A 24,753-nucleotide genomic window follows, 5' to 3' on the forward strand; every position below is an offset into this window, starting at 1 on the left:
ACTTTCAATCGAAACCCTGAGTGATCCTGCTCCCCGCCAACGCAATTCCGCAGGTCATCCCAGCTATCACTGAGATTCGCGGTTATCCCGTGTTCGGGCGCCCCGCGCGGGTCGGCAACCTCCCGTTCCGACAACGTTCAGCAAACATCGCAGGTACGCCGTCGGTCGAGTGACCAGGTGGGGGAAGTGTGGGGCGCGGTGGGGACGGTGGGGGAACCGCCCTGGCCACGCGCCCTGCCGGGAGCGGGCCCACAGACGCACGAAGGCGGCGCCACGCCCATGGTGGGTGTGGCGCCGCCTTCGTAAGTCGGCTAGGTCTGAGCTATTCCTGCTCGAACCGTCGTCGGAATCGGTCTTCCATGCGCTCGGAGAAGCCGCCGGACTTGCGCTGGCGACCACCGCGGGCGGTGGGTCCCGGCGTCGGGCCGCTGCCCGCCGCGGGCGGCTCGGTCGCATCCGGTCGGGCGGCGCGACGCGAGTTACCGATCATCAGCAGGACACCAGCGCCGAACATGGCGATGAATCCGACGAGACTGATGATCGGGAAACCGCCCGGCTTGAACGGGGCGGCGATGCCGGCGACGAGCAGAAAAAGGCCGACGGCGAACAACGCCGCAGCCTGGAGTCTGCGTCGACTCGACGTGGAGCGAAGTCGTCCGCCGCGGACGGACGAGGCGAACTTCGGGTCCTCAGCGTAGAGAGCGCTCTCGATCTGTTCGAGCATGCGCTGCTCGTGCTCGGAGAGTGGCACGTTTCCTCCCCCGGCACTAGGCGTGGCTGGTCGCCTCCGGGTAGGCGACGGGTAGCCGACCTTGGCGGCTATCTGCTCCCCATGATACGAGTTCGATCGGTGGCGTACCACCTACTCGGTCATAACTAAGCGGTCATGTCGCGGCCACGACTCGGCTGCGGGCGGCTCTTAGCCGCGGCTACCAGCGCATCGTCGACGTCGTAGAGGAATGCGCCCACCCGTGAGCAGAACTCGTCGGCTTGTGTGTCGGTGATCGCACGGTCCAATCCGGCCTCCAACGCGGCCCGTAATTGCGAGTGCGCCTCGAAGTAGTCGGCCCACATCACGAACTCCGGACTGGCGCGTCTCAGTAACACCCAGGCGCTGCGCGACCGTGCTCGCGGCGCCCGGTCGGCGCCGGTGAGCGCGATCATCGAGCCCGCACCACGCAGGGCGGCCAGATAGGCGGTGCGGAATCGCTCTCCCGGTTCGTGCTCCCAGGCGGAATCGGTGAGCAGCGCGTCGGCCTGGCGTAGTAGTCCGCCGGCGCGCCCATCGTGGCCCGCGTGCGCTCGACCATCGTTGTGACCAGCCATCTGCTGCCCCTTTCGCCCCTCGCACTGATCGAACTAACATTCGAACGTTTGAATTGAGATTGAATATAGGGACACCCACCGACAACTTTGGCGCGTCCGCGCGCCATCGACGAGAGCCATGACAGCCGTCAAGCCGAATCACACCCCCGCACCCGTCATCGTCGACCTCAGCGTCGCCGCCCTGCGCGCACGCCTGCACGACGCCCTGTCGGTCTATGTCGCCGCCATGGATTACCCCCGTGGCACCGAACATCACCGCGCCCCGATGTGGACCGAACACACCACCAGGGCCGGCTGGCGGGCGGTCGCCGCGGTGCTGCCCGACGATTCGGGTGGCGTCGACCTGCGCACCGCGCCGATCCTGGCCATCGCCTACGGCTACAGCGGCGCCCCGCGCCAGTGGTGGCATCAACAGGTGCAGACCGGGATGCGCCGCTGCGGGTGGCCCGATGCCGCCGCCCGCGACCTGCTCGCCGACTATTTCGAACTCACCGAGCTGCACGTTCACCCGGCCGCGCAGGGGCGCGGGATCGGGGCACGGCTGCTCGAGCGATTGCTGGCCGACCGCGTCGAGGCGGCCGTGCTGTTGTCGACACCGGAGGTACCGGAAGAGGCGAACCGGGCCTGGAAGTTGTACCGGCGGGCCGGATTCACCGATGTGATCCGCAATTTCGTGTTCGCGGGCGATACACGGCCGTTCGCCATCCTCGGGCGCAGGCTGCCGATGCCGCCCGCGCACCCGTGACGACGGTAGTGGTCGGATCCGGCCACAACGCGCTGGTCGCGGCCTGTTATCTGGCGCGGGCCGGGCAGCGGGTACAGGTGCTCGAGCGCGACGAGGTGCCCGGTGGCGCGGTGTCGACGGTCGAGCGGTTCCCGGGCCATCTCGTTGATCGCGGATCTTCCGCGCACATCATGATCCGGCACACCGGGATCATCGAGGAGCTCGAGCTCGAGCGGTTCGGGTTGCGCTATCTCGACTGCGATCCATGGGGGTTCACGCCGTCCGACGGTATGCGCCCGCCGATCGTGTTCCACCGTGATCTCGATGCGACGTGCGCGTCGATCGCGGTGGCCTGCGGCGTCAAGGACGCTGACGCATATCGCCGTTTCGTCGGGGTGTGGGGTGAGCGCAGCGCACGGGTGATGCGTTCGTTCGGCGGCCCGCCGACGCCGGGCAGGCTCGTTCGCTCGTTCTGGGGGCTGGACGCGCGGGCCGGTGGGTCGGCGTTGTCGCGGGAGTTCTTGCAGTCCGGTGACGCGCTGCTGGACTTCTGGTTCGACGACGAACGCCTCAAGGCCTCGCTGGCGTGGTTCGGCGCGCAGTCGGGTCCGCCGATGTCGGAACCGGGGACGGCGCCGATGGCCGGGTTCGCCGCACTCATGCACACGTTGCCGCCCGGGCGCGCGGTGGGCGGAAGTGGGGCGCTCAGCGCGGCGTTGATCGCGCGCCTGCGGGCCGACGGTGGTGAGCTGCACACCGGTGACGCCGTCACCTCGCTGCGCCGATCCGGCAGCGGGTGGCTGGTGGCGACCGAGTCGGGCCGGACTCTGCGCGCCGACACGGTGATCGCGGGCTCCCACATTCTGTCGACCCTCGACCTGTTGCGCGCGGGCGATTTCGACCCCGCTGTCCTCGACGACTGGCAGCGCCGCATCCGGGTCGGCCCCGGCATCGGCATGGTGGTGCGACTGGCGACCGATCGGCTACCCGAATACCCCGGCGTCTCCCCCGCCGAATCCGCCCATGGTCTGCAGTTTCTCGTCTCGGACCGCCGGCAGCTTCGACTGGCACACGGTGCCGCGCTGGCCGGTTCGCTGCCGCCGCGCCCGGTTGTGCTGGCGATGAGTTTCAGCGCGCTCGACCCGTCCATCGCACCTGCCGGCGAACATCAGCTGTCGCTGTGGGCGCAGTGGCATCCCTATGAGCTCGCCGATGGCAGCGACTGGGCGGCACACGCCGAGCCGGAGGCCGATCGGATCGTCGCCGAGGTCGAAAGGTACGCACCGGGTTTCACCTCGTCGGTGCGTCAGCGATTCGTGCAGACGCCGGTCGATCTCGAGCGCGAGATGGGGCTGCGCGGCGGCAATGTGATGCATGTCGAGATGTCTCTCGATCAGATGATGCTGTGGCGTCCGCTGCCCGAGTTGTCGGGCCAGCGCGTCCCCGGCGCTCCCGGCCTGTACTTGACCGGCGCGTCCACCCACCCCGGCGGCGGAGTGTCCGGGGCCAGCGGTCGCAGCGCGGCTCGATTGATCCTGGGTGATCGCCGTAAGCGCCGCTTCACCCTGCCGCACAAGCGATGAAGATCGACCCGTCGGACCGCGGAACCCGCCGAGCGGTATTCGTGACCGGCACACGCCGCGACCTCATGGGTACGGCACGTCGCGGTATCGCCGCGATCCGCGGCTGGTTTCGTGTCGATCCCCGCCGTGCGATTCCCGCTGTCGCCGCGCTGGCGCTGGTGCTGGTGCAGATCACCTACCCATTGAGTGCGGGTGGGACGCGTGATCGGATCACCGTTGTCGTGGTGGTGCTGTCGGCCGCGACCGCGATGGCGCACGCGGTGACGACTCGCGGATTGCGCTGGGCCGGCGGATTCTTCGTCATCGTGTCCGGTCTGGGGCTCGCCGCCGAGATCATCGGCACCGCGACCGGATTCCCCTTCGGCAGTTACGCCTATGCCGTCGATCGACTCGGGCCCGCGTTGGCCGACGTTCCGCTGGCGGTGCCGTTGGCGTGGACCGGCGGGTTGTACCCGATCTGGGTCGTCGCGGGCATGCTGGTGTCCGACAGGCACCAGGGCGGCCCGTCGGACGTCCCGAACGCGCAGAGCCCGAAGCCGCGCACAGCGACGATCGCCGGGCAGACGGGACTGCTCAGCGGGTCGAACGTCCGGCGGGTGGGACTGTTCGTCCTCGGGGCGGTCGGCTGGGATCTGTTCCTCGATCCGCAGATGGTCGCCGACGGCCAGTGGACCTGGGCGGTCACCGACGCCGGGCTACCCGGCCTGCCCGAGATCCCGTACACGAACTACGTGGGTTGGGCGCTTGTCGCCGTGTTCATGGCGGTGCTGCTCACCCTGCTCGATCGACTGCTCGCGCCACCGCGTGACCCCTCGATGGCGGTCCCGGTCGCGGTGTTCGGGTGGACCTGGCTCGGCTCGACTCTCGCGCATGCGGTCTTCCTCGGCCTCCCGGCGTCGGCGATCTGGGGTTTCGCCGGCCTCGGCTTGCTCGGAATCCCCCTCTTTCTGCGTGCGCGGGCCGGGCGACACGCGTTCTGAGCGGCCGACCGCGCCGCGACACACCTCTGATTCATGGCGAAAACGCCTGATCGGCGCGGGCGGGCGGTGCGCGGTGGGCCCGTCGTGTGGGCCTTCGGGCCTGAGCCTGGCACGATGTCAACCGTGCAGCCGAGTCCCGTCGCCGACATGCCCGCTCCTTCGCCGCGTCGTTTCGTGCCCGCGCGGCGCGTAGCGGCCGTTGCCGTCCTGCTGGCACTGCTCGTGCCCGCGCTGGCCGGGTGCCTGCGGGTGCAGGTGTCGATGGGGGTGTCGTCGAACGACCGGGTGTCGGGGCGGATCGTCGCCGCGGTGGTGCCGACGGGGCCCGAGGACAAGGGCCCGCAGCTGAAGGCGCCGGAGCAGTTGGCGGCGAAGGTGCGGGTAGAGAACTACAACCAGGATGGGTACATCGGCACCCAGGTGTTCTTCGACGACCTGTCCTTCGGCGAGGTCGGCCAGCTCGGTGGGCTGTCGGATCAGACGCAGGGCATGTTCACCCTCGACTTCCAGCGCAATGGCGATCTGGTGAGTCTCACCGGGCGGGTCGACCTGGAGTCGTTGCCGCCGCAGGGTTCGGACGTGCAGTTCTCCGTCGCGTTCCCGGCCCGCGTCGCCAAGACCAACGGCACCCGTGAGACCACCGACAGCGAGAACACCGTGTCGTGGAAGCTGCCGGCGGGCGAGATCTCGACCCTGCGCGCCGAGGTGAAGTACGCCGATCCCAACACCCGTTCGTTCGCGGGCTGGGCCGGCATCGTCGGCGGCATCACCCTGGCGGTGGCCGCGCTGATCGCGGGCCTGGCGTTCCGTGATCGCAACCCCGGCCCGCCGAACGCGCCGCGCAGCGGCTTCTCCCCCGCCGAGATGTGGCGCGAGATCACCAGTCGCAGACTGGGCCGCTGACATGGGCGCGGCGGCCCGCTACCTGACCTGGGCGGGCACGGGCCTGGCCGCGCTCGGCGCGACCACCGCCGCCTACAACCTGGTCACCTTGCGCACCCTGCCGCGCGGGGTCGCCGGCGTGATCGAACCGGTCACGGTGTGCGTCCCCGCCCGCGACGAAGCCGCGCGCCTGCCCGCGCTGATCGCCGACCTGCGCGCCCAAACCGGCGTCCCCCGGATGAACGTGCTGATCCTCGACGACGCCTCCACCGACGGCACCGACGAAGCCGCACTGGCCGCGATCGCCGGCGACGAGCGCTTCACCGTGCTGCGCTCGGCCGCGCACCCCGCCCCCGGCTGGACCGGCAAAGCCGCCGCGTGCGCGCGCCTGGCCGCCCGCACCGACGCGGCCGCCCTGGTCTTCGTCGACGCCGACGTTCGCCTGGCCCCCGACGCCGTCGCCGCAGCCGTCACCGAATTGCGCAGGCGCGGAGCAGGTTTGGTCTCGGCCTGGCCGGCGCAAGAATCAGGTTCGACCACCGAGCGCCTCGTCCAGCCGCTGCTTGCCTGGTCGTGGGCCTCGACCCTGCCCATCGGCCCCGCCAACCACAGCCTGCGCCCGTCCACCGCCGTCGCCTGCGGCCAGTTCCTCGCCGTCGACGCCGCGGCCTACCGCGCGGGCGGGGGTCACGCGGCCGTAGCAGCCAGCGCCACCGAAGATCTCGACCTCGCCCGCGCCGTGCGCCGAGCGGGCCACCGCACCGCCCTGGTGACCGCGGGCCCGGCCGCGAACACCCGAATGTATACCGGCACAGCCGAACTCACCGACGGCTACACCCGGTGGCTGTGGTCGGCCTACGGCGGCCGTCTCGACACCGGCGCCGCCATCGGAATCCTTGCCGCCCTTGCCTATTGGATCCCTCCGCTGGCCGCCCTGTTCGGCCGGGGTCGCACCCGCCGCGCCGGTCTTCTCGGTTACCTGGCGGCTGTCACGAGCCGACTCACTGCCCGCGCCACCGAAACCCGCCGGGCACCTACCGGCACAGACCTCGCCTCAGCCCTGGCCCACCCGGTAGGGATAGCCCACTACCTCACCCTGTGGACCCGCTCCCACCACCGCCACCGCACCGGCCGATTGCGCTGGAAACAGCGACCTTTGGTGACACCCGACGACACCATCGCCCGCCGCGCCTGACCAGCAGCACTCCCCGTCGACGCCGCGGCGATCCCCGTCGACCGTGGCAGTCGTGTCCCGGTTGCGCTGCCACCTCACCACCGGATCCCGTCCGCCGTGACGGCGATTTCGCTCGCGGCGCACCCAGTCGAATCGGCCGATTTTGTCATCGACCTCGGCGTATCGTTCCACGTCCATCGCGAATTCGAGAAAGTCCGCTGGCTGGCATGGCATTATCTGCTGCGCCCGCGCTTCTACCACTTCGCTGCCTCCTTCAATTCCGTTGTCGCACCAGCTATTTCGAGTCCCTCGCGGACGAGTTTCGCGTTCCTCGGCAGCGCGAGGAAGCCGAAGGACAGCAGGAGCATGATGCCCGCGCCATACCAAAGGGTGTAGCGGAAGGTATTGGCGAAGTTGAGCGCATTGGCATGCTCGCCTGCCTCGGTGAGCACGCGGGTCACGGAGGGATCGGCCGCAGCGGCTACCCGGCAGCTTTCCGGTTCCTCGGTGGGATCGACCTGTGCCGATCGATCGCGGACGCAGGCTCGGAATCCGGCGGCTATATCAGCCTGCACCGGGCCGGGCAGACCTTGTGCGGCGAGTTCGGTCCGCACTCGTGCCGCCGCCTCGTCGGCACCCCGCGCGGAATCGTGATCCAGTTGGGTGAAGAAGACGATCCCGACAAGCGCGACACCGAGCGCGATTCCGAGCTGCTGTCCGGTGTTGAGCAATCCGGAGGCCGCTCCGGCGGCGCGGGTGGGTACCTGACCGAGCACCAGGTCGATGGTCGGCGCGACCACGAATCCGAATCCGATGCCGATGCCGACCAGCGGAATCATCATCTGCCACGTCGTCGTCGCCTGGCCGTAGTGCTGAACCAGAGCGCCATAGCCGACGAATCCGGCACCGGTGACGAGTCCGCCGGTGACCAGGACACGTCTACCGAACCGGGGTGCCAACACACTGGCCGAAGTACCCGCACCGACCCCGGTAGCGACCGCGAAGAACAGCGAGGTGAGCCCGGCGCGCAGGGGCGACCAGCCCAGCCCCGCCTGCATGAGCAGCGTCCATGCCAGGAAGAAACCGCCGAAACAGATCCAGAACAAGAGCCAGCTGACAAGACCGAGCGTGAACGGACGTGACTGGAAGAGACTGAGGTCGATCAGTGGCGATCCATCGATGCGTCGGCGTCTGCGTTCGTAGCTGATCAGGGCCACCACCGCCACCGCCGACGCCGCCATCATGGCGAAAGTCCATGCAGGCCAGCCGAGGCGGCGGCCCTCGGTGAGCGGATAGGTCAGCAGCAGACCGCACACCGCGCTGTACACAGCGATTGCCTTGGCACGTTCCCGTTCGGGGAACGACTCCCGGAGGATCGCGAGAATTTGCGGCACCATCAGGCCCGCGGCCAGGCCCTGGAGGAATCGGGAGGCGATCAACATGGCCGGGCCGGCGCTCAGTCCGCACGCCGCCGACGCCACCGTGAAGAACACCATTCCGGCCAGGAAGACTCGCTTGCGGCCGTAGAGGTCGCCGAGTCGCCCACCGGTGATCAGGATCGCGGCGAAGGCGAGCACATAGGCGGCGATGATCCATTCGATCTGGGCGTACTGGGCACCGAGGTCTTCCTGAATGGTCGGCACCGCGACGTTGACGATGGTGACATCGAGTAGGTCCATGAAGCCGGCCGCCAGCGTGGTCGCGAAGGCGATCCAGCGTCGTGGGTCGGCCGGCGTCGAGTCGATATGAGGCGGTTCAACCTGACTCGGTTGACGGTGCGAAACCATGATTTCCCTGTCTCGGTTCGAGTGTCTGCTCTTCGACCGAGCGCTAACGCTAACGAAACCCCCCGGAACTCCGGAACAGGCTGGATTGCCAGCTTCCAACGGATTCCAGCCAATGCCTTCACCTGCACATATATGAATATCAACCCGCTGAACGCCTGGCAGTATTTGCCCACTACGCCTGGCCTATTGCCATGCATACGGTGGCTGTCCTGGCCTTGGACAAGGTCATTCCCTTCGATCTGTCCACGCCGATCGAGGCATTCGGGCAAACCCGGCTGCCCGACGGCCGAGCGGCGTACCGAGTCCGCGTCTGCGCCGCTACTCCCACCGTCGACGCCGGGACATTCGTCCTGCAATCACCATGGGGCCTGAACGCACTGACCGAGGCGGACACGATCGTGCTGCCCGGCTGTGCCGAGCCCACCGCGCCGATCCCGGACGAGGTGACCGCCGCCTTGCGGCGGGCCGCGGCCGACGGCACCCGGATCGCCTCGATCTGTTCCGGCGCGTTCGTCCTGGCCGCCACCGGGCTACTCGACGGACATCGCGCCACCACGCACTGGCGCGCCACCGACGCGCTGGCCGAGTGCTATCCGTCGATAGAGGTCGACCCGGATGTGCTGTATGTCGACAACGGCCAATTCCTCACTTCCGCGGGCGCATCCGCTGGTCTGGATCTGTGCCTGCACATGATTCGCCGCGACTACGGGTCGGCGGTCGCCGCGGACGCGGCCCGCCTCGCAGTGGTGCCGCTGGAGCGCGAGGGCGGCCAAGCCCAGTTCATCGTCCATGACCGCCCACCGACACCGTGTGGCTCCACGCTCGAACCAGTGCTGCACTGGATGCAGGAGAACTCGGCCGCCGAGCTCACTCTCGAAGACATCGCCGAGCATTCCGGGATGAGCACCCGGACACTCAACCGGCGTTTCCGCGAGCAGACCGGCACCACACCGCTGCAATGGCTCCTACGGGCCCGGGTACGTCAGGCGCAGCATCTGCTGGAAACCTCCGATCACCCTGTCGAACGCATCGCGGGACAGGTGGGATTCCACTCCCCCACCGCCTTTCGGGACCGCTTCAAACGGATCACCGGCACCACCCCCAACGCCTACCGAGCCGCCTTCCAGACCAGTCGATCGACCGCTGGGCACTGACTCGACGTGGTGCGTCCTGAAACGGCTACCGCTGAGCCCAACGCTGACCGGCCAGTTTCAGGCGACCTCGGTGATGCCGATGGTCGGGAAGAAGAAGCAGGAGCGGCCTGCGTTGTCGGTGGTGCCGAAGACGGCGGCCAAGACGGTGCCGCGGCCGGTGTCGACGGGGACGGCGCGGACACCGCCGACGGGGATGGCGGCGAAGAGGAAGTCGCGGATGGCGGTTTCGGCGAGCGGGCGCAGTTCGGCGGGGACCTCGGGCGGGACCATGGCGCGCACGATGTCGGCGATCGGGCCCATCGAAGCCATGCCGCCGCGGCCGGTGCTGATATTGAGCCAGGCCACCTGCATGCCGGAGGTTTTCGTGGCGGCGGTGTCGGGGGCGAGGCCGTAGGGCAGGAAGGTGAACAGGGTTTGGCCGGATTTCACGGCCGAGAGGTCGAGGCCGGGGATCGGGAGGGTGTTCGCCGGCCACGGGCCCGGCACCGCACCGGCGACGGCGGGGACCAGGCCGGTGCCGTCACCTGTGCAGTTCGCGGCGACCGTGGGGTAGAGGAAAGGCTGGATACCCATGGCTTTCAGCGTCTCGACCACGGTTTGATAGGCGCCGAGGAGATCTCCCGGACCCGCGGCGGGCGTGGCGTTCGGTGCGTCCCGGGTGACGACGGGTGTCACCGGCGCGGCCGGTTCGGCGGCGACCGGTGGGGCGGCCAGCAGTAGCGTGGCGGCGCAGGCCGTCAGCGCGGTCAGTGTGGTGGAACGACGCGGCATGATCACGACGTACTCCTCATCGACGCAGAGAAGGCCGACGCTACCGCGTGCGGTAGGTGAATCCGGACAGGTGAAGTAACCGGCCGTTCGGCGCGTCGCAATCTCGCAGCGAACCCACCGGTACCTGTCCGCGGCCCGGTATTCAGCCTTGCGACGAAGGCGCCGGCCCCAGGACCGCCAACCCAGAAAGTTGCCGGTCACCCGGCCTCCACAATCGCGTCCGACCAGTGCCCGCGCAGGCCGTTGACCACACCGAACCGGGGCAAGTATGCCGGTACCCCCTGCCGGTTCCAAGCTCTGCGCTCACGCTGATTTCTACCGTTGTGCGCAGTCACGCCTGTGCCACATGCTGATTCAGCTCGGGCCAGACAGCCGGGGCACAACCATCCAGAGCGACCGAGAGACCTGGCTCTACGACGTCGCAGCAACCCGCCCCGTTCAGGGGTGCGGGTGCTTCTGCCGGGATCGATGGAGGAGATCGTTGTGATGACTGTGGGATATCGCCGCCGACATATCGACCAGTGCCGGGTGACAGCGACGGCATGTCGAGCCTGAGCGCCGCCAGATCGCGAACCCGTAGCTGGCCGGGTGGAGGTCACCGCGCCTCGTTCCACTGTTTTCCGAAGGACTCCCATGACCGCGTCCGCCGTATCCGGCGCCGAGACCGCGCCCGCACCGCCGGGCGATGTTCCCCCCGCTGAGCCGATATCCGCCGCCGAGGCGACCGACCTTCCCCGGATCGCCGGATCGTGGCACCCGTGGCGGTGGGTCGTCGCGGCGGTCGCGCTGGTGGTGGTGGCCCAGTTCGCGCACGGTCTGATCACCAATCCGGGTTGGGACTGGGGCACTTTCGCCCAGTACTTCACCGCGAAGTCGGTGCTGGCCGCGCTCCGGGTGACCATCGAGCTGACCCTGTGGGGCACCGTTCTCGGTTTCGCCATCGGCACCCTGCTGGCGATCGGGCGGGTATCGAACAATCCTGTGCTGCGGGTGATCGCCTGGACCTACATCTGGGCGTTCCGTTCGATCCCGCTGATCGTGCAGCTGCTGTTCTGGTTCAACATCGCCTACCTGTATCCCCGCCTGTCCGTGGGCATTCCGTTCGGTCCGGCCTTCTTCGATTTCGAAGTCAACGGTGTCATCAGCGGTTTCACCGCGGCGGTGATCGGTCTGGCCCTGCATCAGGCGGCGTACTCGGCCGAGCTGATCCGGGCGGGCTTGCTCGCCGTCGACAGCGGCCAGCTGGAAGCGGCTGCCGCGCTGGGCATTCCGCGCTGGCGGCAGTTTCGCACGATCGTGTTGCCGCAGGCCATGCGCTCAATTCTGCCGAACGCGGCCAATGAGGTGATCAGCCTGTTCAAGGGCACCTCGATCGTGTCGGTGATGGCGATCGCCGAGCTGTTCTACCAGGTACAGGTGATCTTCGGCCGCAACGGCCGGGTGGTGCCGCTGCTCATGGTGGCCACGGCCTGGTACATCGTGCTCACCACCGCGCTGACGATCGTCCAGTTCTACATCGAACGGCATTACGCCAAGGGCGCGCAGCGTGAGTTGCCGCCGACACCGTGGCAGCGGGTCCGCACCAAGGTCACCGAGATCGCCGCCGTACCCCGAGGAGCCACCAGATGAGCGCAGCGGTGCAGGCACGAGGAATTCGCAAGTCCTACAGCGGTACCGAGGTGCTGCGTGGCGTCGACCTGGCGGTGCGCACGGGCGAAGTGGTCGCGCTGATCGGCCCGTCCGGGTCGGGTAAGTCGACGTTGCTGCGAGTGCTCAACCACCTCGAGGCGCAGGACGCGGGCACGGTGCACATCGGCGGTGAGCTGATCGGCTACCGGCAACGCGGCAACACCCTGCGCCCGCTGCCCGACCATGCGGTGCGCGCCCAGCGCAGCCACATCGGTTTCGTGTTCCAGCAGTTCAACCTGTTCCCGCATCTCACGGTGCTCGACAATGTCGTGCTCGCCCCGATCTCGGCACAGCGCCGCCCACGCGGCGAGGTGATCGCCGAGGCGAAACAGCTCCTCGACCGGGTCGGCCTCGCCGATTTCGCCGACGCCTACCCGCGCCGGCTCTCCGGCGGCCAGCAGCAGCGCGTCGCCATCGCCCGTGCTCTGGCCTTGCGGCCGCGCCTGATCCTGTTCGACGAGCCCACCTCCGCGCTCGACCCGGAACTGGTCGGCGAGGTTCTGGCGGTGATCCGCGATCTCGCGCACGGCGGCACCGCCTTGGTGATCGTCACCCACGAGATCGGGTTCGCCCGCGAGGTCGCCGACACGGTGGTGTTCCTCGACGAAGGACAGATCGTCGAGCAAGGCGACGCCGCCACCGTTCTCGACCGCCCCGAACATCCACGCACGCAGGCGTTCCTGTCGCGCGTGCGCTGAGTATCCCTTCCCACGAACAGGTTTCGACACCGATGAAACTCTCCACGCTGATCGGCATCATCTCGGCGGCCACGCTGCTGACCACCGGCTGCACCGCCGATCCGGAATCCGCCGAGACCGTCCAGGCGGGATCGGTCACCTTCGACCTCTCACCCACCCAGGAGAGCAGGGTGCGAGTGGCGAAGGTCGATGCGATCGCCGCCGAAGTGCCGCAGGCGATTCGCGATCGCGGCACCCTCCTGGTGACCGGATCTGGCAGTTCCGCGCCCCCGCTGCGGTTCTATGCCACCGATGACAAGACCCTCGTCGGATCCGAAATCGACTTCGCCAGTCTGGTGGCCGACAAACTCGGCCTGAAGCTGGTCGCGCAGGTGGCGGATTGGTCGCAGAACTTCGTGCGCGTCGATTCCGGCGAGGTGGACGCGTTCATCTCCAACGTCACGGTCACCGAGGAGCGCAAGGAGAAGTACGACTTCGCGACCTACCGCAAGGACAATGTCGCGCTCGAGGTGACCGAGGACAGCCCGCTCGTCTTTACCGACCGAAAGAGTCTGGTGGGCAAGCGAATCGGTGTGGGTGCGGGCACCAACCAGGAACAGCTGCTGGTGAAGTGGAATGAGCAGAACGTCGCCGAAGGGCTGGCGCCGATCGACATCGCCTACTACCAGCAGGTCACCGACTACTACCTCGCGCTCGCCTCGAAACGTCTCGACGGCTACATCGGCCCGAACCCTACCGGCGTCTACCACTCGACGACGACCGGGGAGACCAAGCTCATCGCCACCTTCTCCGGCGCCGGTGAGGCACTGCAGGGCGAGATCGCGGTGCTCACCAAGAAGAACAGCGGTCTCAATGCCGCCGTGCACAAGGCGCTGGTCGATGCCATCGCCGACGGCAGCTACCAGAAGGTCCTCGATCGCTGGGGCCTGGATTCGGAGAAGGTCACCGAGTCGCGGATCAACCCGCCCGGTCTGCCGAAGAAGCCTGCCGCATGAGGTCATTCGAGAAGCTAGGAGTCCGCGCATGAAATTCCTGCTGATGACGCTGATCACCCGGGTACCCGATCCGGTCACCGGCGTGGTTCCCACGACCCGCGATCGCCTGCACGGGGTGGTTGAACAGGCCAGGCGCGCCGAGGAATTCGGCTACGACGGGTTCGCTGTCGGTGAGCGGCACGAGGATCCGTTCCTCTCCGCCGCTCCCCCGGTGGTGCTGAGCCATCTCGCGGCGGTGACCTCGCGGATCAGCCTGTTCACCGCGGTCACCACGTTGAGCCTGCTCGATCCGGTGCGCGCGTTCGAGGACTATTCCACCCTGGACAACCTGTCCGAGGGCAGGCTCGAGCTGATCATCGGCAAGGGCAACGGCGCGGCGCAGGCGCAGCTCTATCACGTCACCACCGAGGACCAATGGGACCGCAATCGTGAAGGGTACGAACTATTTCGGGCGCTGTGGGACAGCGAGGAGGTGACCTGGTCGGGGCAGTTCCGGCCCTCGCTCACCGCGGCCAAGGCATTGCCTCGACCGCTACAGCCGCGGTTGCGGATCTGGCACGGCAGCGCGACGAGCAAGGAGTCGGTGGAACTGGCCGCGCGCCACGGTGATCCGGTGTTCTCGGCGAATGTCACCAACCCGATCGAGCCGTATGCCGAGCTGATCCGGCACTACCGCGAACGGTGGGCGCACTACGGTCACGACCCGGCCGATGCGCTGGTCGGGGCGGGGACCGCGGGCTTCCACGTCGCGCGGACCTCGCAGGAAGCCATCGAGGTGTTTCGCCCGCTCTACCAGGCACGCACCGCATTGCAGCGCAAGGTCGGCAATCCGGTCGTGTTCGAGACCGTCGAAGATTTCCTCGCCCGCTCGTCGGCGCTGGTCGGCAGTCCGGAACAGGTGATCGACAAGGTCGGCCGCTATCACGAGCAGTTCGGGCACGAGGTCATCCACCTGTCCGCCGAACGTGACGGCCGCACCGAATCCGACTATCTGGGCAGCCTCGAGCTGTTCCAGGCCGAGGTGGCGCCCGAGCTGCGCCGCCGTATTCCGAGCCGTCCCCTGGCCGCCGGCCGTCAATTCTCTGGAGTTACCTCGTGATCCGACATCGTCTTGCTGCTCTCGCGGGCGTACTCGCCGCCGCCACCACCGTCGTCGCGTGTGGCAGCGACACCGGGGGCTCCGGTGGTCAGGCCGGTCCGCCGCATCCCGGCGGCACGTTGCGCTACGGGCTTTCCGGGGCGCCGACCTGCTCGGATCCGGCGCAGTCGGGCACCAACCAGACCATCTATGTGGCCCGCCAGATCGTCGACTCGCTGACCGATCAGGACCCGAAGACCGGTGCGATCACCCCGTGGCTGGCCAAGAGCTGGGAGGTCAGTCCCGACGCCAAGGTGTTCACCTTCACGCTCGCCGACGGCGTCACCTTCAGCGACGGCACCGCGCTCACCGCCGACTCGGTGCGCGATACCTTCGACGCGGTCGTCGCGCTCGGTGCCGCCAAGGCGCAGCTGGGAGCCAGCTACCTGACCGGCTATGTGGGAACGACGGCGGTTGACAAGCTCACCGCCCGTGTCGAATTCAGTGCGCCGAACGCCCAGTTCCTGCAAGCGTCCTCGACCGCGCAGCTCGGCATCCTGGCGCAGTCAACCAATGCCAAACCGGCCGAGGCCAGGTGCGCGGGTGACAATATCGGCAGCGGGCCGTTCACCTACGCCGCCTACAAGCAGGACACCTCGGTGACGCTGGCCAAGCGCGCCGGATACCACTGGGGCTCCGCCGTTTTCGGCCACCAGGGTGAGGCGTACCTGGATCGGATCGAGTTCACCGTCGTCCCCGAATCGGGTGTGCGCACCGGCAGCCTGGCCTCCGGTCAGCTGGACGCGGTCAGCGACGCGCTGCCCCAGGACGCGCCACAGATCGAGGCCGTCGGCGGGCGGATCCTGTCGACATCGAACCCCGGCACCCCGTTCGGCTTGACCCTCAACGTGACTCGCGGCCCCCTGCGGGATCCCGCGGTCCGGCAGGCACTACTGCCCGCGATCGATCGCAAGCAGCTCGTCGAGACCGTGCTCGGTCCACAGTTCAAGCCGGCGACCTCGAGCCTGGCGTCGGCGACCCCGGGGTATCTGGATCAGTCGGCGAGGCTCTCCTACGATCCGGCCAAGGCGAAGTCGATCCTCGAGCAGGCGGGTTGGCTGCCGGGCCCGGACGGCATCCGGGCCAAAGGCGGTGAGCGACTGAGCTTCGCGGTGACGTTCAGCCAGGTGTTCGCGGGCAATCAGGCGATTCTGGAACTGGCGCAGCAGCAACTGCGCCAGGTCGGTGTCGAGCTGAAACTCGATCTCGTGTCCACCCCGGAGGCCATCGCCCGGCAGAACGCGAAGGACGTCGACGCCGGTTACGGCAATTCCACCCGCGCCGACGGCGACATCCTGCGCACGTCGTTCGGTCTCGCCGGTCGCAATATCAACGCGCGTGGCCCGATTCCCGAGCTCGATCAGACCCTCGACAGTCAGCTGGCTACCAACGATCCGGCCGCCCGGGTGAAGCTGCTCGAAGCCGCGCAGCGGCAGGTGCTCGACAACGGGCTCTCCGTCCCCACGATCGAGCTCTCCCAGGCGATCGGTGCGGCCGCGCACACCCAGGACCTGAAGTTCGAGGCCTCGGCGCGCCTGCAATTCTTCGACACCTGGCTGAGCGGGCGCTGACATGAGTGGGCTGGTCCGTCAGCGGGGGCGGGTGGTGGTCGGCGACCTACCGCGTTATCTGGGTTCGAGGGTGCTGCAAGCGATCTGGGTGCTGTGGGCGGCGTTCACGATCTCGTTCGTGGTGCTGTACCTGCTGCCCGCCGATCCGGTGTCGATGGCGGCCGACACCGCCGGTGCCGGTACGCCTGTCGACCAGGCCGCCATCGCCGAACTGCAGGCTCGCTACGGGTTGGACAAGCCGCTGTGGGAGCAGTATGTGACCGCGCTCGGGAATGCCATCACCGGCGATCTGGGCCGCTCCATCAACACCGGTCAGCCCGTTACCGAAGCGCTCGGTGACTCACTACCGCCCACGCTCGGACTGGCTGCTCTCGCACTGCTTTTCGCGATGATCGGTGGTACGGCTCTGGCCTTCGCCGCTACGTACACGCGTCGGCCGTGGCTACGCAACACCCTGAGCGCGCTACCGCCACTGGGCGTTTCGGTGCCGACATTCTGGACCGGCCTACTCCTGTTGCAGCTGTTCTCTTTTCGGCTGCACTGGTTCCCCGCCTTCGGTGGGACCGGCTTGCGCGGGACCCTGCTCCCCGCGCTGACCCTGGCCTTGCCGATCGGGGCGGTGCTCGCCCAGGTGCTCGCGGCCGGGCTGGAACAGACCTGGCGTCAGCCGTTCACCGACGTGGCACTGGCCAAGGGCGCCTCGCGCGGGTGGGTGCAGCGACGCCACATCGCCCGTCTGGCGAGTGTGCCCGCCTTCACGATCGCCGGCGTGCTGGTCGGCACCATGCTCGCGGGGTCGGTAGTGGTGGAGTCGGTGTTCGCCCGCGCGGGCGTCGGCCGGCTCACCCAGACCTCCGTGCTCAACCAGGACATCCCTGTCGTCCAGGGCGTGGTGCTGCTCTCGGCGCTGATCTTCGTCGGCGTGAATCTCGCGGTCGACCTGCTCTACCCGCTGCTCGATCCGCGCATCACCGGTACACGGCGCCGTCGACCGGCCGGGGCCCCGGCCAGCGCGCCTGCCGATAGCTCCCCACCGGTCGCAACGAGCGGCGCGGCGACCGCAGATCTCGCGACAACGGCGGGCGGCTCGTCTCCAGCGGCAGCGAAGGCGGTGCGCGATGCCTGATGTCAGCAGGAGCGGGGCGGGCACAGGCGCCACCACATCGCGGCGATCTACCCGGACTCGCACCACCGATACCGAAGGGAGCGAACATGGTTGACGTTCTTGTGCGACGGAGTAAGGTCGCCGATCGACCCGTCGCGGCATCCGGCGTCGCACGCCGTCATCGAGGTGCGCGGATGCTCCGCTGGACGCGCGGGCACCTCGGGCTCGTGCTCTCCGGTGTCGTGCTCGCGATCGCCGTCGGGTGGGCGGCGGCGCCGTCGCTGTTCGCCTCCGGTGATCCGCTGACCGGGGTGCCCGCGGAGAAGTTCCGGGCACCCAGCGCGGCACACTGGTTCGGCACCGACAATCTCGGGCGCGACCTGTATACGCGGATGGTGCACGGTGCTGGGCTCTCGCTCACCGCCACGCTGACCGCGGTCGGGATCGCGGTGGTGGTCGGGTCGGCGCTGGGGCTGCTGTCCGGTGCGTCGGGCGGCCTTGTCGACACCGCGATCATGCGGGTCGTCGATGTGCTGCTGTCCATCCCGTCACTGTTGCTCGCGCTGGCGCTGGTCACCGCGCTCGGCTTCGGCACCCGCAATGTGGCTGTCGCGGTGGGTGTCTCGTTGATCGCGAACTTCGCCAGGGTGATGCGCTCGGAGGTGCTGCGGGTGCGCCACGCTCCTTATGTCGAGGCCGCGCACGCATCCGGTGTGCGCTGGTACGCGGTGCTCGTTCGGCACGTACTACCCAATTCGTTCCAGCCCGTTCTGGCTTTGGCGGCAGTCGAATTCGGCATGGCAGTGCTGGCTGTGTCCTCGCTCAGCTTCCTCGGCTACGGCACCAAACCGCCTACCCCCGAGTGGGGTTCGCTGATCTCGGAAGGCCGCAACTTCCTCGCGTCGGCCTGGTGGTTGACCACCCTGCCCGGGCTCATCATCGTCGCCGTGGTGCTGTCGGCGCAGCATCTAGGCCGCTTCGCGGGAAGGACCGGCCAGCGATGAGCAACCCATCGAACGGAACACATTTACCCACCGCGCGTCGGTCTGTGGCGGCGCCACGCACAGCGGCGACGGCAGGCCCCTTGCTGCGCGTGGAGGATCTGCGCATCGCGTATCGGACCGGCGCGGGATCAGTCGACGCGCTGCGGGGTGCCTCGGTCGAGGTGGCGCGCGGGGAAGTCGTCGCGCTCGTGGGTGAGTCGGGGTCGGGGAAGTCGACGCTGGCGCATGCGGTGATCGGGTTGCTCGGCGATTCGGCACAGATCGTTTCGGGCAGAGTCGAATTCGACGGTGAACGAGTCGATCCGGGCGACGAGAAGGCGCTACAGCGGCTGCGCGGCGCGCGGGTAGGGCTGGTACCACAGGATCCGGGGCTGTCGCTCAATCCGGTACTGCGGGTGGGTGATCAGGTCGCGGAGGCGCTGCTGGTGCATCGGCTGGCCGACCGGCGTGGGGCGGCATTGCGGGCCCTGGATCTGCTCGAGGAAGTCGGGCTGGATCAGCCGGAACTGCGGGCACGGCAGTATCCGCACGAACTGTCCGGCGGGCAGCGGCAGCGGGTGTTGATCGCGATCGCACTGGCCTGCGGTCCGGAGTTGATCATCGCGGACGAGCCGACGAGTGCGCTCGATGCGACGGTGGCGCGGCAGGTACTCGATCGGCTGGCCGAGCGGATCGCGGCACGCGGGACGGCAGTCCTGCTGATCACCCATGACCTGGCCGTTGCCGCAGAGCGGGCCGATCGGCTGGTGGTGCTCGACCAGGGCAAAGTCGTCGAATCCGGGTCCACCGCCCAGGTGCTGAATCGCCCGGCACAGCCCTACACCCAACGGCTGCTCGCCGCGTCCCCGGCGCTGTCACCCAGCGACTTCCGGCCCCATCGTCCCAGAGCGGAAACACCGTTGCTGTCGGTTCATGGCCTGCACAAGCGATTCCATGCGGGAGCGGGCAGCATCACCGCTGTCGATGATGTCGAGTTCAGTCTCGATCGTGGCGAAACCCTCGCTCTGGTCGGTGAATCCGGCTCGGGCAAGTCGACGACAGCCCGGATCGCACTGCGGCTCACCGAGGCAGACAGCGGGACGGTCACCTTCGACGGTCACGACCTCACGAGTGTCCGCCGAAATCGGCTGCGCGCCCTGCGCAAGCGGTTCCAGGTGGTGTATCAGAACCCGTACTCATCGCTGGATCCGCGCTGGGAAGTCGCCGACATCATCGCCGAACCCTTGCGCGCCTATGGCGTCGGCGACCGCACGAAACGGGTCACCGCGCTACTCGAACAAGTCGCGCTACCAGCCGATTTCACCAAGCGCAGACCCGCCGAGCTGTCGGGTGGGCAGCGGCAACGGGTAGCGATCGCCCGTGCGCTGGCCCTGCGCCCTGACCTGCTGGTGCTCGACGAACCGGTCTCCGCGCTCGATGCCTCGGTGCAGGCGCAGATCCTCGACCTGCTCGACACCCTGCAGACCGAACTCGCCCTCGGCTACCTGTTCATCTCCCACGACTTGGCTGTGGTGCGCCGGATCAGCGACCGCGTCGCGGTGATGCACCACGGTCGCATCGTCGAAACCGGCCCTACCGCAACCCTGTTCACCGATCCGCAGCACCCGTACACCAGGGAGCTGCTCGCGGCGATTCCCGCGCCGGGCGCCCGGATCGATCCCCTCGACGGAAAGGACCTCACCCGATGAGCAAGAACGGACTGTTCCTCGGCATCGAAACAGTTGGCACCGGAACGCATCCCGCGTCCTGGCGGCGCGTCGATTCCGGCGCCGAAGACCTGTTCACCGCCGGCTACTGGACGGCCGTGGTGTCGGCGGCCGAGGAGCTCGGGTTCGACGCCGTGTTCCTGCCGGACTCGTTCGGCATCCAGGCCGGCGGCACCGCCGTGACCCGCGGCAGGCTCGATGCCGTCGCGATCGCCGCCCGCACCGCCCCGCTGACCAGCCGGATCGGCCTGATTCCCCAGGTACCGGTCACCCACACCGAACCGTTCCACGCGTCCAAGGCCGTGACCGCGCTCGACTTCGCGAGCCTGGGCCGCGCGGGGTGGGAGGTGACGGTGTCCACCGCCGACGTGGAGGCGAAGGCGTTCGGTCGCAAGGAGATTCAGGATCGACAGTCGCTGTGGCACGAGGCCGACGAAGCGGTCGAGGTGGTGACCCGGCTGTGGGACAGCTGGGAGGACGGCGCCGAGATCCGCGACGTGCCCACCGGCCGGTTCATCGACCGCGACCGCCTGCACTACATCGACTTCACCGGCGACAGCTTCTCGGTCAAGGGCCCGTCGATCACCCCGCGCTCACCCCAGGGCCAACCGATCGTGACCGTCCGCGCCGACGACCCCGAGTCGGCCGAGGTCGCGGTCCGCCGCGCCGACATCATCCGCATCACCGCCACCGATCTCCCCATCGCCACCGAACGCCGCACTGCGTTGCGCGCCGCCATCGCTGCCACGGGCCGCGACCCCGACACCGTGCAGATCCTGCTGGATCTTCCTGTGCACCTGTCGGATTCGGTAGCCGACGCGCACACCGAGGTAGGAGAACTCGACGGCTGGGCCGCGCAGCCGCACCTCGATACCGATCGACTCCACCATGTCGGCACGGCCGCCGGACTCGATGACGTGCTCGCGGAGATCACTCGTTCGGGCATCGACGGGGTGGTCCTGCGACCGCTGGCCCTGCACGCCACGCTGACCGCTCTCACCGCCCACCACACCGAGACCGAGCCGGGGCAGCTCGTCGACGCCGGTGAAATCGCCGAGGCGAGTCCGGCGCACCCCACCCTCCGCGACCGCCTCGGCCTCCCCCGCCCACTCAGCCGATACGCCACGACAGGAGCAGCGCTATGACCTCGAGACCACGCAAGCAAGTCCACCTGGCCGCGCATTTTCCCGGCGTCAACAACACCACCGTCTGGGCCGACCCGGCGTCGAAATCGCAGGTCGATTTCGCGTCCTTCGAGCATCTGGCGCGCACCGCCGAACGCGGCCTGTTCGATTTCTTCTTCCTGGCCGAGGGGTTGCGGCTGCGCGAGCATCGCGGGCAGATCCACGACCTGGATGTGGTCGGCAGGCCCGACACGTTCACCGTGCTCAACGCGGTGGCGGCGGTGACCGAGCGGCTGGGGCTGGCGGGCACCATCAACAGCACCTATAACGAACCGTTCGAGGTGGCCAAGCAGTTCGCCTCGCTCGATCATCTCTCCGGCGGCCGGGCCGCGTGGAACGTGGTCACCTCCTCGGATGCGTTCACCGGCGAGAATTTCCGGCGCGGCGGCTACCTCGAGCACGGTGAGCGGTATCGGCGGGCGGACCAGGTGGTCGCCGCGACCAGGGCGCTGTGGGACAGCTGGCCCACCGACTCGCTGGTGATCGATCGGACGCGTGGGATCTTCGCCCGCGAGGTGCCCGAAACCACGTTCCGCAGTTCGCAGTTCGACGTCGCGGCACCGTTCGTCGTCCCGCCGAGCCCGCAGGGCCATCCGGTGTTGTTGCAGGCGGGCGATTCCGACGAAGGCCGCGAGTTCGGCGCGAAGACCGCCGACGCGATCTTCACCGGGCACGGCACCCTCGAGGCGGGCCAGAAGTTCTACGCCGACGTCAAGGGCCGATTGACGAAATACGGTCGGGCACACGGTGATCTACTGGTGCTGCCCGCTGCCACGTTCGTCCTCGGCGACACCACCGACGAAGCCCACGAGCGGGCCCGCGGCATCCGCTACCAGCAGGTGAGCCCGCAGACCGCGATCGCCTTCCTCGAACAGGTCTGGGGCCGTGACCTTTCCGGCTACGACCCGGACGGCCCGCTGCCCGATATCGAGCCGGACGCCGCCGCCGAGATCACCCGAGGCCGGGTGCGGCACACGAAAGATCCACTGGCCGTGGCGAAAGCGTGGCGTGCGCAGGCCGAGGCGGGCAACCTCAGCATCCGCGAACTCATCATCGAGGTCACCGCCCGCCAGCAGTTCATCGGCACGCCGACCGAGGTCGCCGAGCAGATCGACCACTACGTGCAGGCCGACGCCGCCGACGGTTTCATCCTCGTCCCCCACCTGACACCCGCCGGACTCGACGAGTTCGTCGACACGGTGGTCCCCGAACTCCAGGAACGCGGCAGCTTCCGCACCGAGTACACCGGCACCACCCTGCGCGACCACCTCGGTCTGCGCCACCCCCACCACCACACCGTCGCCGAAGGAGCACGCGCGTCATGACGATCACCGTCGAGAACCACACCCCCACCACGACATTCGCCGACGACTGGGCGCGCTGGCACCATGCCCGCGAGGACGGCCTGCGCGACCCCCTCGGCTGGCTCAGCCTGGCCGGACTGCACTGGCTCACCGACAGCCCGCAGCGCTTGGACGGCGTCCCCGGCACCTGGTGGGTCACCGACGACAAGGTGTTCATCACCGCGCAGCCCGCGGACCGGCTCGATGTGGACGGCGAACGGATCGGCGGCGTGCAGATCGTGACGCCGGTGGAGGGCGCGCCGGGGGTGAGCGTGCTCAACGAGGAGAAGGTCCTCGAGGTGATCCGCCGCTCCGGACAGTACGCGGTGCGCGTGCACGATCCGGCCGCACCGACGTTGACCGCGTTCACCGGGGTCGCGGCCTATCCGGCCGACCCGCACTGGGTGGTGACCGGCCGTTTCACCGCGTTCGCGCAGGCACGCACCGTCACCACGGGCGCCGTGGTGGACGGGCTCGAGCACCACCACAACGCCGCGGGAATCATCGAGTTCCGGCTCGGTGACAGCCACGAAGCGCTGCTCGCCTTCGGTACCCCCGACGACCTGAAGGTGCTGTTCACCGACGCCACCAGCGGCGTCACCACCTACCCGGCCGCCCGCTCACTCGCCATCGGCGCGGTCGACGCGGACGGCACCGTCACCCTGGACTTCAACCGGGCCGTGAACCTGCCGTGCGCGTTCACCGACTTCGCCACCTGCCCGGTGGCACCACGCGAGAACAGGCTGCGCGTGGCGATCGAAGCGGGAGAACAGGATCCGAAGCTATGAGCATTCCGCTGTCGATCCTCGATCTGTCCCCGATCAGCGAAGGATCAAGTGCCGCACAGGCATTGCGCAATACGGTCGATCTCGCCCGGCACGCCGAGCAGTGGGGATATCGCCGATATTGGCTGGCCGAACACCATTTCGTCTCGGTGGCGAGTTCGTCGTCGCTGACCCTGCTCGGTGTGGTCGCCGCGGCCACCTCGCGCATCCGGGTCGGGACCGGCGCGGTGCAGGTGGGCCACCACACCTCCGCCTCGATCGTGGAAGCGTTCGGCACCGTCGACGCACTGCACCCGGGACGACTCGACCTGGGTCTTGGCCGGTCGGGGCACCGTGTCAGCCAGTTCGGGGCAGCGGCGGCGACCACCAGGGGCGGTCATCCGGTGCTGGACACCGTCACCGGGCGCACCGAGGTGCGTGACGGTGTGGTCGTGCCGCCGCCGTTCGATCCACGCCGGGTCACCGATCGCTCGAAGTTCCTCGCTTCGGCCGAGGCCTTGCAGCAACCCGGTGCGGAGTCGCTGGACTTCGCCGAACAACTGGCCGAGATCCAAGCGCTGCTCGACGGCCGGTACTTCACAGCCAACGGTGTCGCGCTGCACGCCGTTCCCGGTGAGGGCATCGATGCCGAGCTGTGGCTGTTCGGTAGTTCGGCGGGCGAAAGCGCCGAGCTCGCAGGCACATTGGGACTGCCGTTCGCAGCGGCCTACCATGTCGCGCCGGGCACCGCGCTGGACGCGGTCGCGGCGTATCGGGCGGCGTTCCAGCCCTCGGAACTGCTGGCCGAACCGCATGTGATCGTGTCAGCCGACGTCGTGGTCGCACCCGATGACGACACCGCCCGCCACCGCGCGAGCACCTACGGGCACTGGGTCCACAGCATCCGCAGCGGCGGCGCGGCCGAATACCTCGACCCCGCCACGGCGTCCCCGCTCACCGCCGACCAACTCCGTCTGGTCGACGACCGCCTGGCCTCCCAGATCGTCGGCTCCCCCAGCACCGCCGTCGGGCGCCTCGACGCCCTCCAAAAGGTCACCGGCGCAGACGAACTCCTGATCACCACCATCACCCACGACCACGCCGACCGGCTCGAATCCCATCGCCTACTGGCCGACGCGTGGGGACAGCGAGCCGCCCGCGCCGCCTGACCGCCA

General features: G+C 68.5%; 22 protein-coding genes and 1 riboswitch. Of the genes, 18 read left to right on the forward strand and 4 right to left on the reverse strand.

The window, feature by feature from the left end; translation table 11 throughout:
* Positions 1-322 precede the first annotated feature (322 nt).
* Entirely contained in the window at positions 323-751 is a 429-nt protein-coding gene (locus ACFXKN_RS23505; protein WP_378969765.1) for a DUF3040 domain-containing protein, read from the reverse strand.
* Between the two features lie 125 nt (positions 752-876).
* Complete coding sequence (locus ACFXKN_RS23510) at positions 877-1,326, reverse strand: SAV_6107 family HEPN domain-containing protein (RefSeq protein ID WP_378969774.1); 450 nt, start codon at positions 1,324-1,326, stop codon at positions 877-879.
* 118 nt (positions 1,327-1,444) lie between these two features.
* Here ACFXKN_RS23510 and ACFXKN_RS23515 point away from each other — a divergent pair, with 118 nt between their 5' ends.
* The 5 genes from ACFXKN_RS23515 to ACFXKN_RS23535 all read left to right on the forward strand — a co-directional run bounded on the left by ACFXKN_RS23515 (position 1,445) and on the right by ACFXKN_RS23535 (position 6,690).
* Entirely contained in the window at positions 1,445-2,071 is a 627-nt protein-coding gene (locus tag ACFXKN_RS23515) for a GNAT family N-acetyltransferase (protein WP_378969779.1), read from the forward strand.
* Positions 2,068-3,633: a phytoene desaturase family protein gene (locus tag ACFXKN_RS23520; protein WP_378969786.1), complete on the forward strand. Its 1,566-nt coding sequence runs from the start codon at positions 2,068-2,070 to the stop codon at positions 3,631-3,633. The genes ACFXKN_RS23515 and ACFXKN_RS23520 overlap by 4 nt, the downstream gene beginning before the upstream one ends.
* A complete protein-coding gene (locus ACFXKN_RS23525; protein WP_379433819.1) occupies positions 3,630-4,613 on the forward strand; it encodes a carotenoid biosynthesis protein in 984 nt (327 codons plus the stop codon). Before ACFXKN_RS23520 ends, ACFXKN_RS23525 begins: the two co-directional genes overlap by 4 nt.
* A gap of 147 nt (positions 4,614-4,760) precedes the next feature.
* Complete coding sequence (locus ACFXKN_RS23530) at positions 4,761-5,516, forward strand: LppM family (lipo)protein (protein WP_378970008.1); 756 nt, start codon at positions 4,761-4,763, stop codon at positions 5,514-5,516.
* 1 nt (position 5,517) lies between these two features.
* A complete protein-coding gene (locus tag ACFXKN_RS23535; RefSeq protein WP_378969802.1) occupies positions 5,518-6,690 on the forward strand; it encodes a glycosyltransferase family 2 protein in 1,173 nt (390 codons plus the stop codon).
* Positions 6,691-6,923: 233 nt separating this feature from the next.
* Here ACFXKN_RS23535 and ACFXKN_RS23540 read toward each other — a convergent pair whose 3' ends face one another.
* Entirely contained in the window at positions 6,924-8,456 is a 1,533-nt protein-coding gene (locus ACFXKN_RS23540; RefSeq protein WP_378969809.1) for an MFS transporter, read from the reverse strand.
* 191 nt (positions 8,457-8,647) lie between these two features.
* On the opposite strand from ACFXKN_RS23540, the gene ACFXKN_RS23545 reads away from it, so the two are divergent.
* On the forward strand, positions 8,648-9,610 hold the full coding sequence (locus tag ACFXKN_RS23545) for a GlxA family transcriptional regulator (protein WP_378969817.1): 963 nt from the start codon (positions 8,648-8,650) through the stop codon (positions 9,608-9,610).
* A gap of 57 nt (positions 9,611-9,667) precedes the next feature.
* On the opposite strand, the gene ACFXKN_RS23550 is transcribed toward ACFXKN_RS23545, so the two are convergent.
* On the reverse strand, positions 9,668-10,381 hold the full coding sequence (locus ACFXKN_RS23550) for a hypothetical protein (protein WP_378970013.1): 714 nt from the start codon (positions 10,379-10,381) through the stop codon (positions 9,668-9,670).
* 380 nt (positions 10,382-10,761) lie between these two features.
* Positions 10,762-10,856: riboswitch (SAM riboswitch) on the forward strand.
* Positions 10,857-11,014: 158 nt separating this feature from the next.
* On the opposite strand from ACFXKN_RS23550, the gene ACFXKN_RS23555 reads away from it, so the two are divergent.
* The 12 genes from ACFXKN_RS23555 (at position 11,015) to ACFXKN_RS23610 (ending at position 24,747) form a co-directional block, all read left to right on the forward strand.
* Entirely contained in the window at positions 11,015-12,010 is a 996-nt protein-coding gene (locus tag ACFXKN_RS23555; protein WP_378969822.1) for an amino acid ABC transporter permease, read from the forward strand.
* A complete protein-coding gene (locus ACFXKN_RS23560) occupies positions 12,007-12,768 on the forward strand; it encodes an amino acid ABC transporter ATP-binding protein (protein WP_378969829.1) in 762 nt (253 codons plus the stop codon). The genes ACFXKN_RS23555 and ACFXKN_RS23560 overlap by 4 nt, the downstream gene beginning before the upstream one ends.
* Positions 12,769-12,800: 32 nt before the next feature.
* Positions 12,801-13,763, forward strand: a complete 963-nt coding sequence (locus tag ACFXKN_RS23565; protein ID WP_378969834.1) for an ABC transporter substrate-binding protein — start codon at positions 12,801-12,803, stop codon at positions 13,761-13,763.
* A 28-nt stretch (positions 13,764-13,791) separates the two neighbouring features.
* Positions 13,792-14,862, forward strand: coding sequence for an LLM class flavin-dependent oxidoreductase (locus ACFXKN_RS23570; protein WP_378969839.1), 1,071 nt, complete (start codon positions 13,792-13,794; stop codon positions 14,860-14,862).
* Positions 14,859-16,472, forward strand: coding sequence for an ABC transporter substrate-binding protein (locus ACFXKN_RS23575; protein ID WP_379433820.1), 1,614 nt, complete (start codon positions 14,859-14,861; stop codon positions 16,470-16,472). The genes ACFXKN_RS23570 and ACFXKN_RS23575 overlap by 4 nt, the downstream gene beginning before the upstream one ends.
* A gap of 1 nt (position 16,473) precedes the next feature.
* Positions 16,474-17,598 (forward strand): ABC transporter permease, encoded by a 1,125-nt coding sequence (locus tag ACFXKN_RS23580; RefSeq protein ID WP_379433821.1) that lies wholly within the window; start codon positions 16,474-16,476, stop codon positions 17,596-17,598.
* A gap of 86 nt (positions 17,599-17,684) precedes the next feature.
* Positions 17,685-18,581, forward strand: coding sequence for an ABC transporter permease (locus tag ACFXKN_RS23585; RefSeq protein WP_379433822.1), 897 nt, complete (start codon positions 17,685-17,687; stop codon positions 18,579-18,581).
* The gene (locus tag ACFXKN_RS23590; protein ID WP_379433823.1) at positions 18,578-20,269 is read left to right on the forward strand and encodes a dipeptide ABC transporter ATP-binding protein; all 1,692 of its coding nucleotides are present in this window, start codon (positions 18,578-18,580) and stop codon (positions 20,267-20,269) included. The genes ACFXKN_RS23585 and ACFXKN_RS23590 overlap by 4 nt, the downstream gene beginning before the upstream one ends.
* Positions 20,266-21,432: an LLM class flavin-dependent oxidoreductase gene (locus tag ACFXKN_RS23595; protein WP_379433824.1), complete on the forward strand. Its 1,167-nt coding sequence runs from the start codon at positions 20,266-20,268 to the stop codon at positions 21,430-21,432. Before ACFXKN_RS23590 ends, ACFXKN_RS23595 begins: the two co-directional genes overlap by 4 nt.
* Positions 21,429-22,796, forward strand: coding sequence for an NtaA/DmoA family FMN-dependent monooxygenase (locus tag ACFXKN_RS23600; RefSeq protein WP_378969886.1), 1,368 nt, complete (start codon positions 21,429-21,431; stop codon positions 22,794-22,796). Before ACFXKN_RS23595 ends, ACFXKN_RS23600 begins: the two co-directional genes overlap by 4 nt.
* A complete protein-coding gene (locus ACFXKN_RS23605; RefSeq protein WP_379433825.1) occupies positions 22,793-23,602 on the forward strand; it encodes a DUF1684 domain-containing protein in 810 nt (269 codons plus the stop codon). Before ACFXKN_RS23600 ends, ACFXKN_RS23605 begins: the two co-directional genes overlap by 4 nt.
* A complete protein-coding gene (locus ACFXKN_RS23610) occupies positions 23,599-24,747 on the forward strand; it encodes an LLM class flavin-dependent oxidoreductase (protein WP_379433826.1) in 1,149 nt (382 codons plus the stop codon). The genes ACFXKN_RS23605 and ACFXKN_RS23610 overlap by 4 nt, the downstream gene beginning before the upstream one ends.
* Positions 24,748-24,753: the final 6 nt, after the last annotated feature.

The sequence above is a fragment of the Nocardia sp. NPDC059195 genome (assembly GCF_042754695.1).
In the GTDB taxonomy this organism is placed as follows: domain Bacteria; phylum Actinomycetota; class Actinomycetes; order Mycobacteriales; family Mycobacteriaceae; genus Nocardia.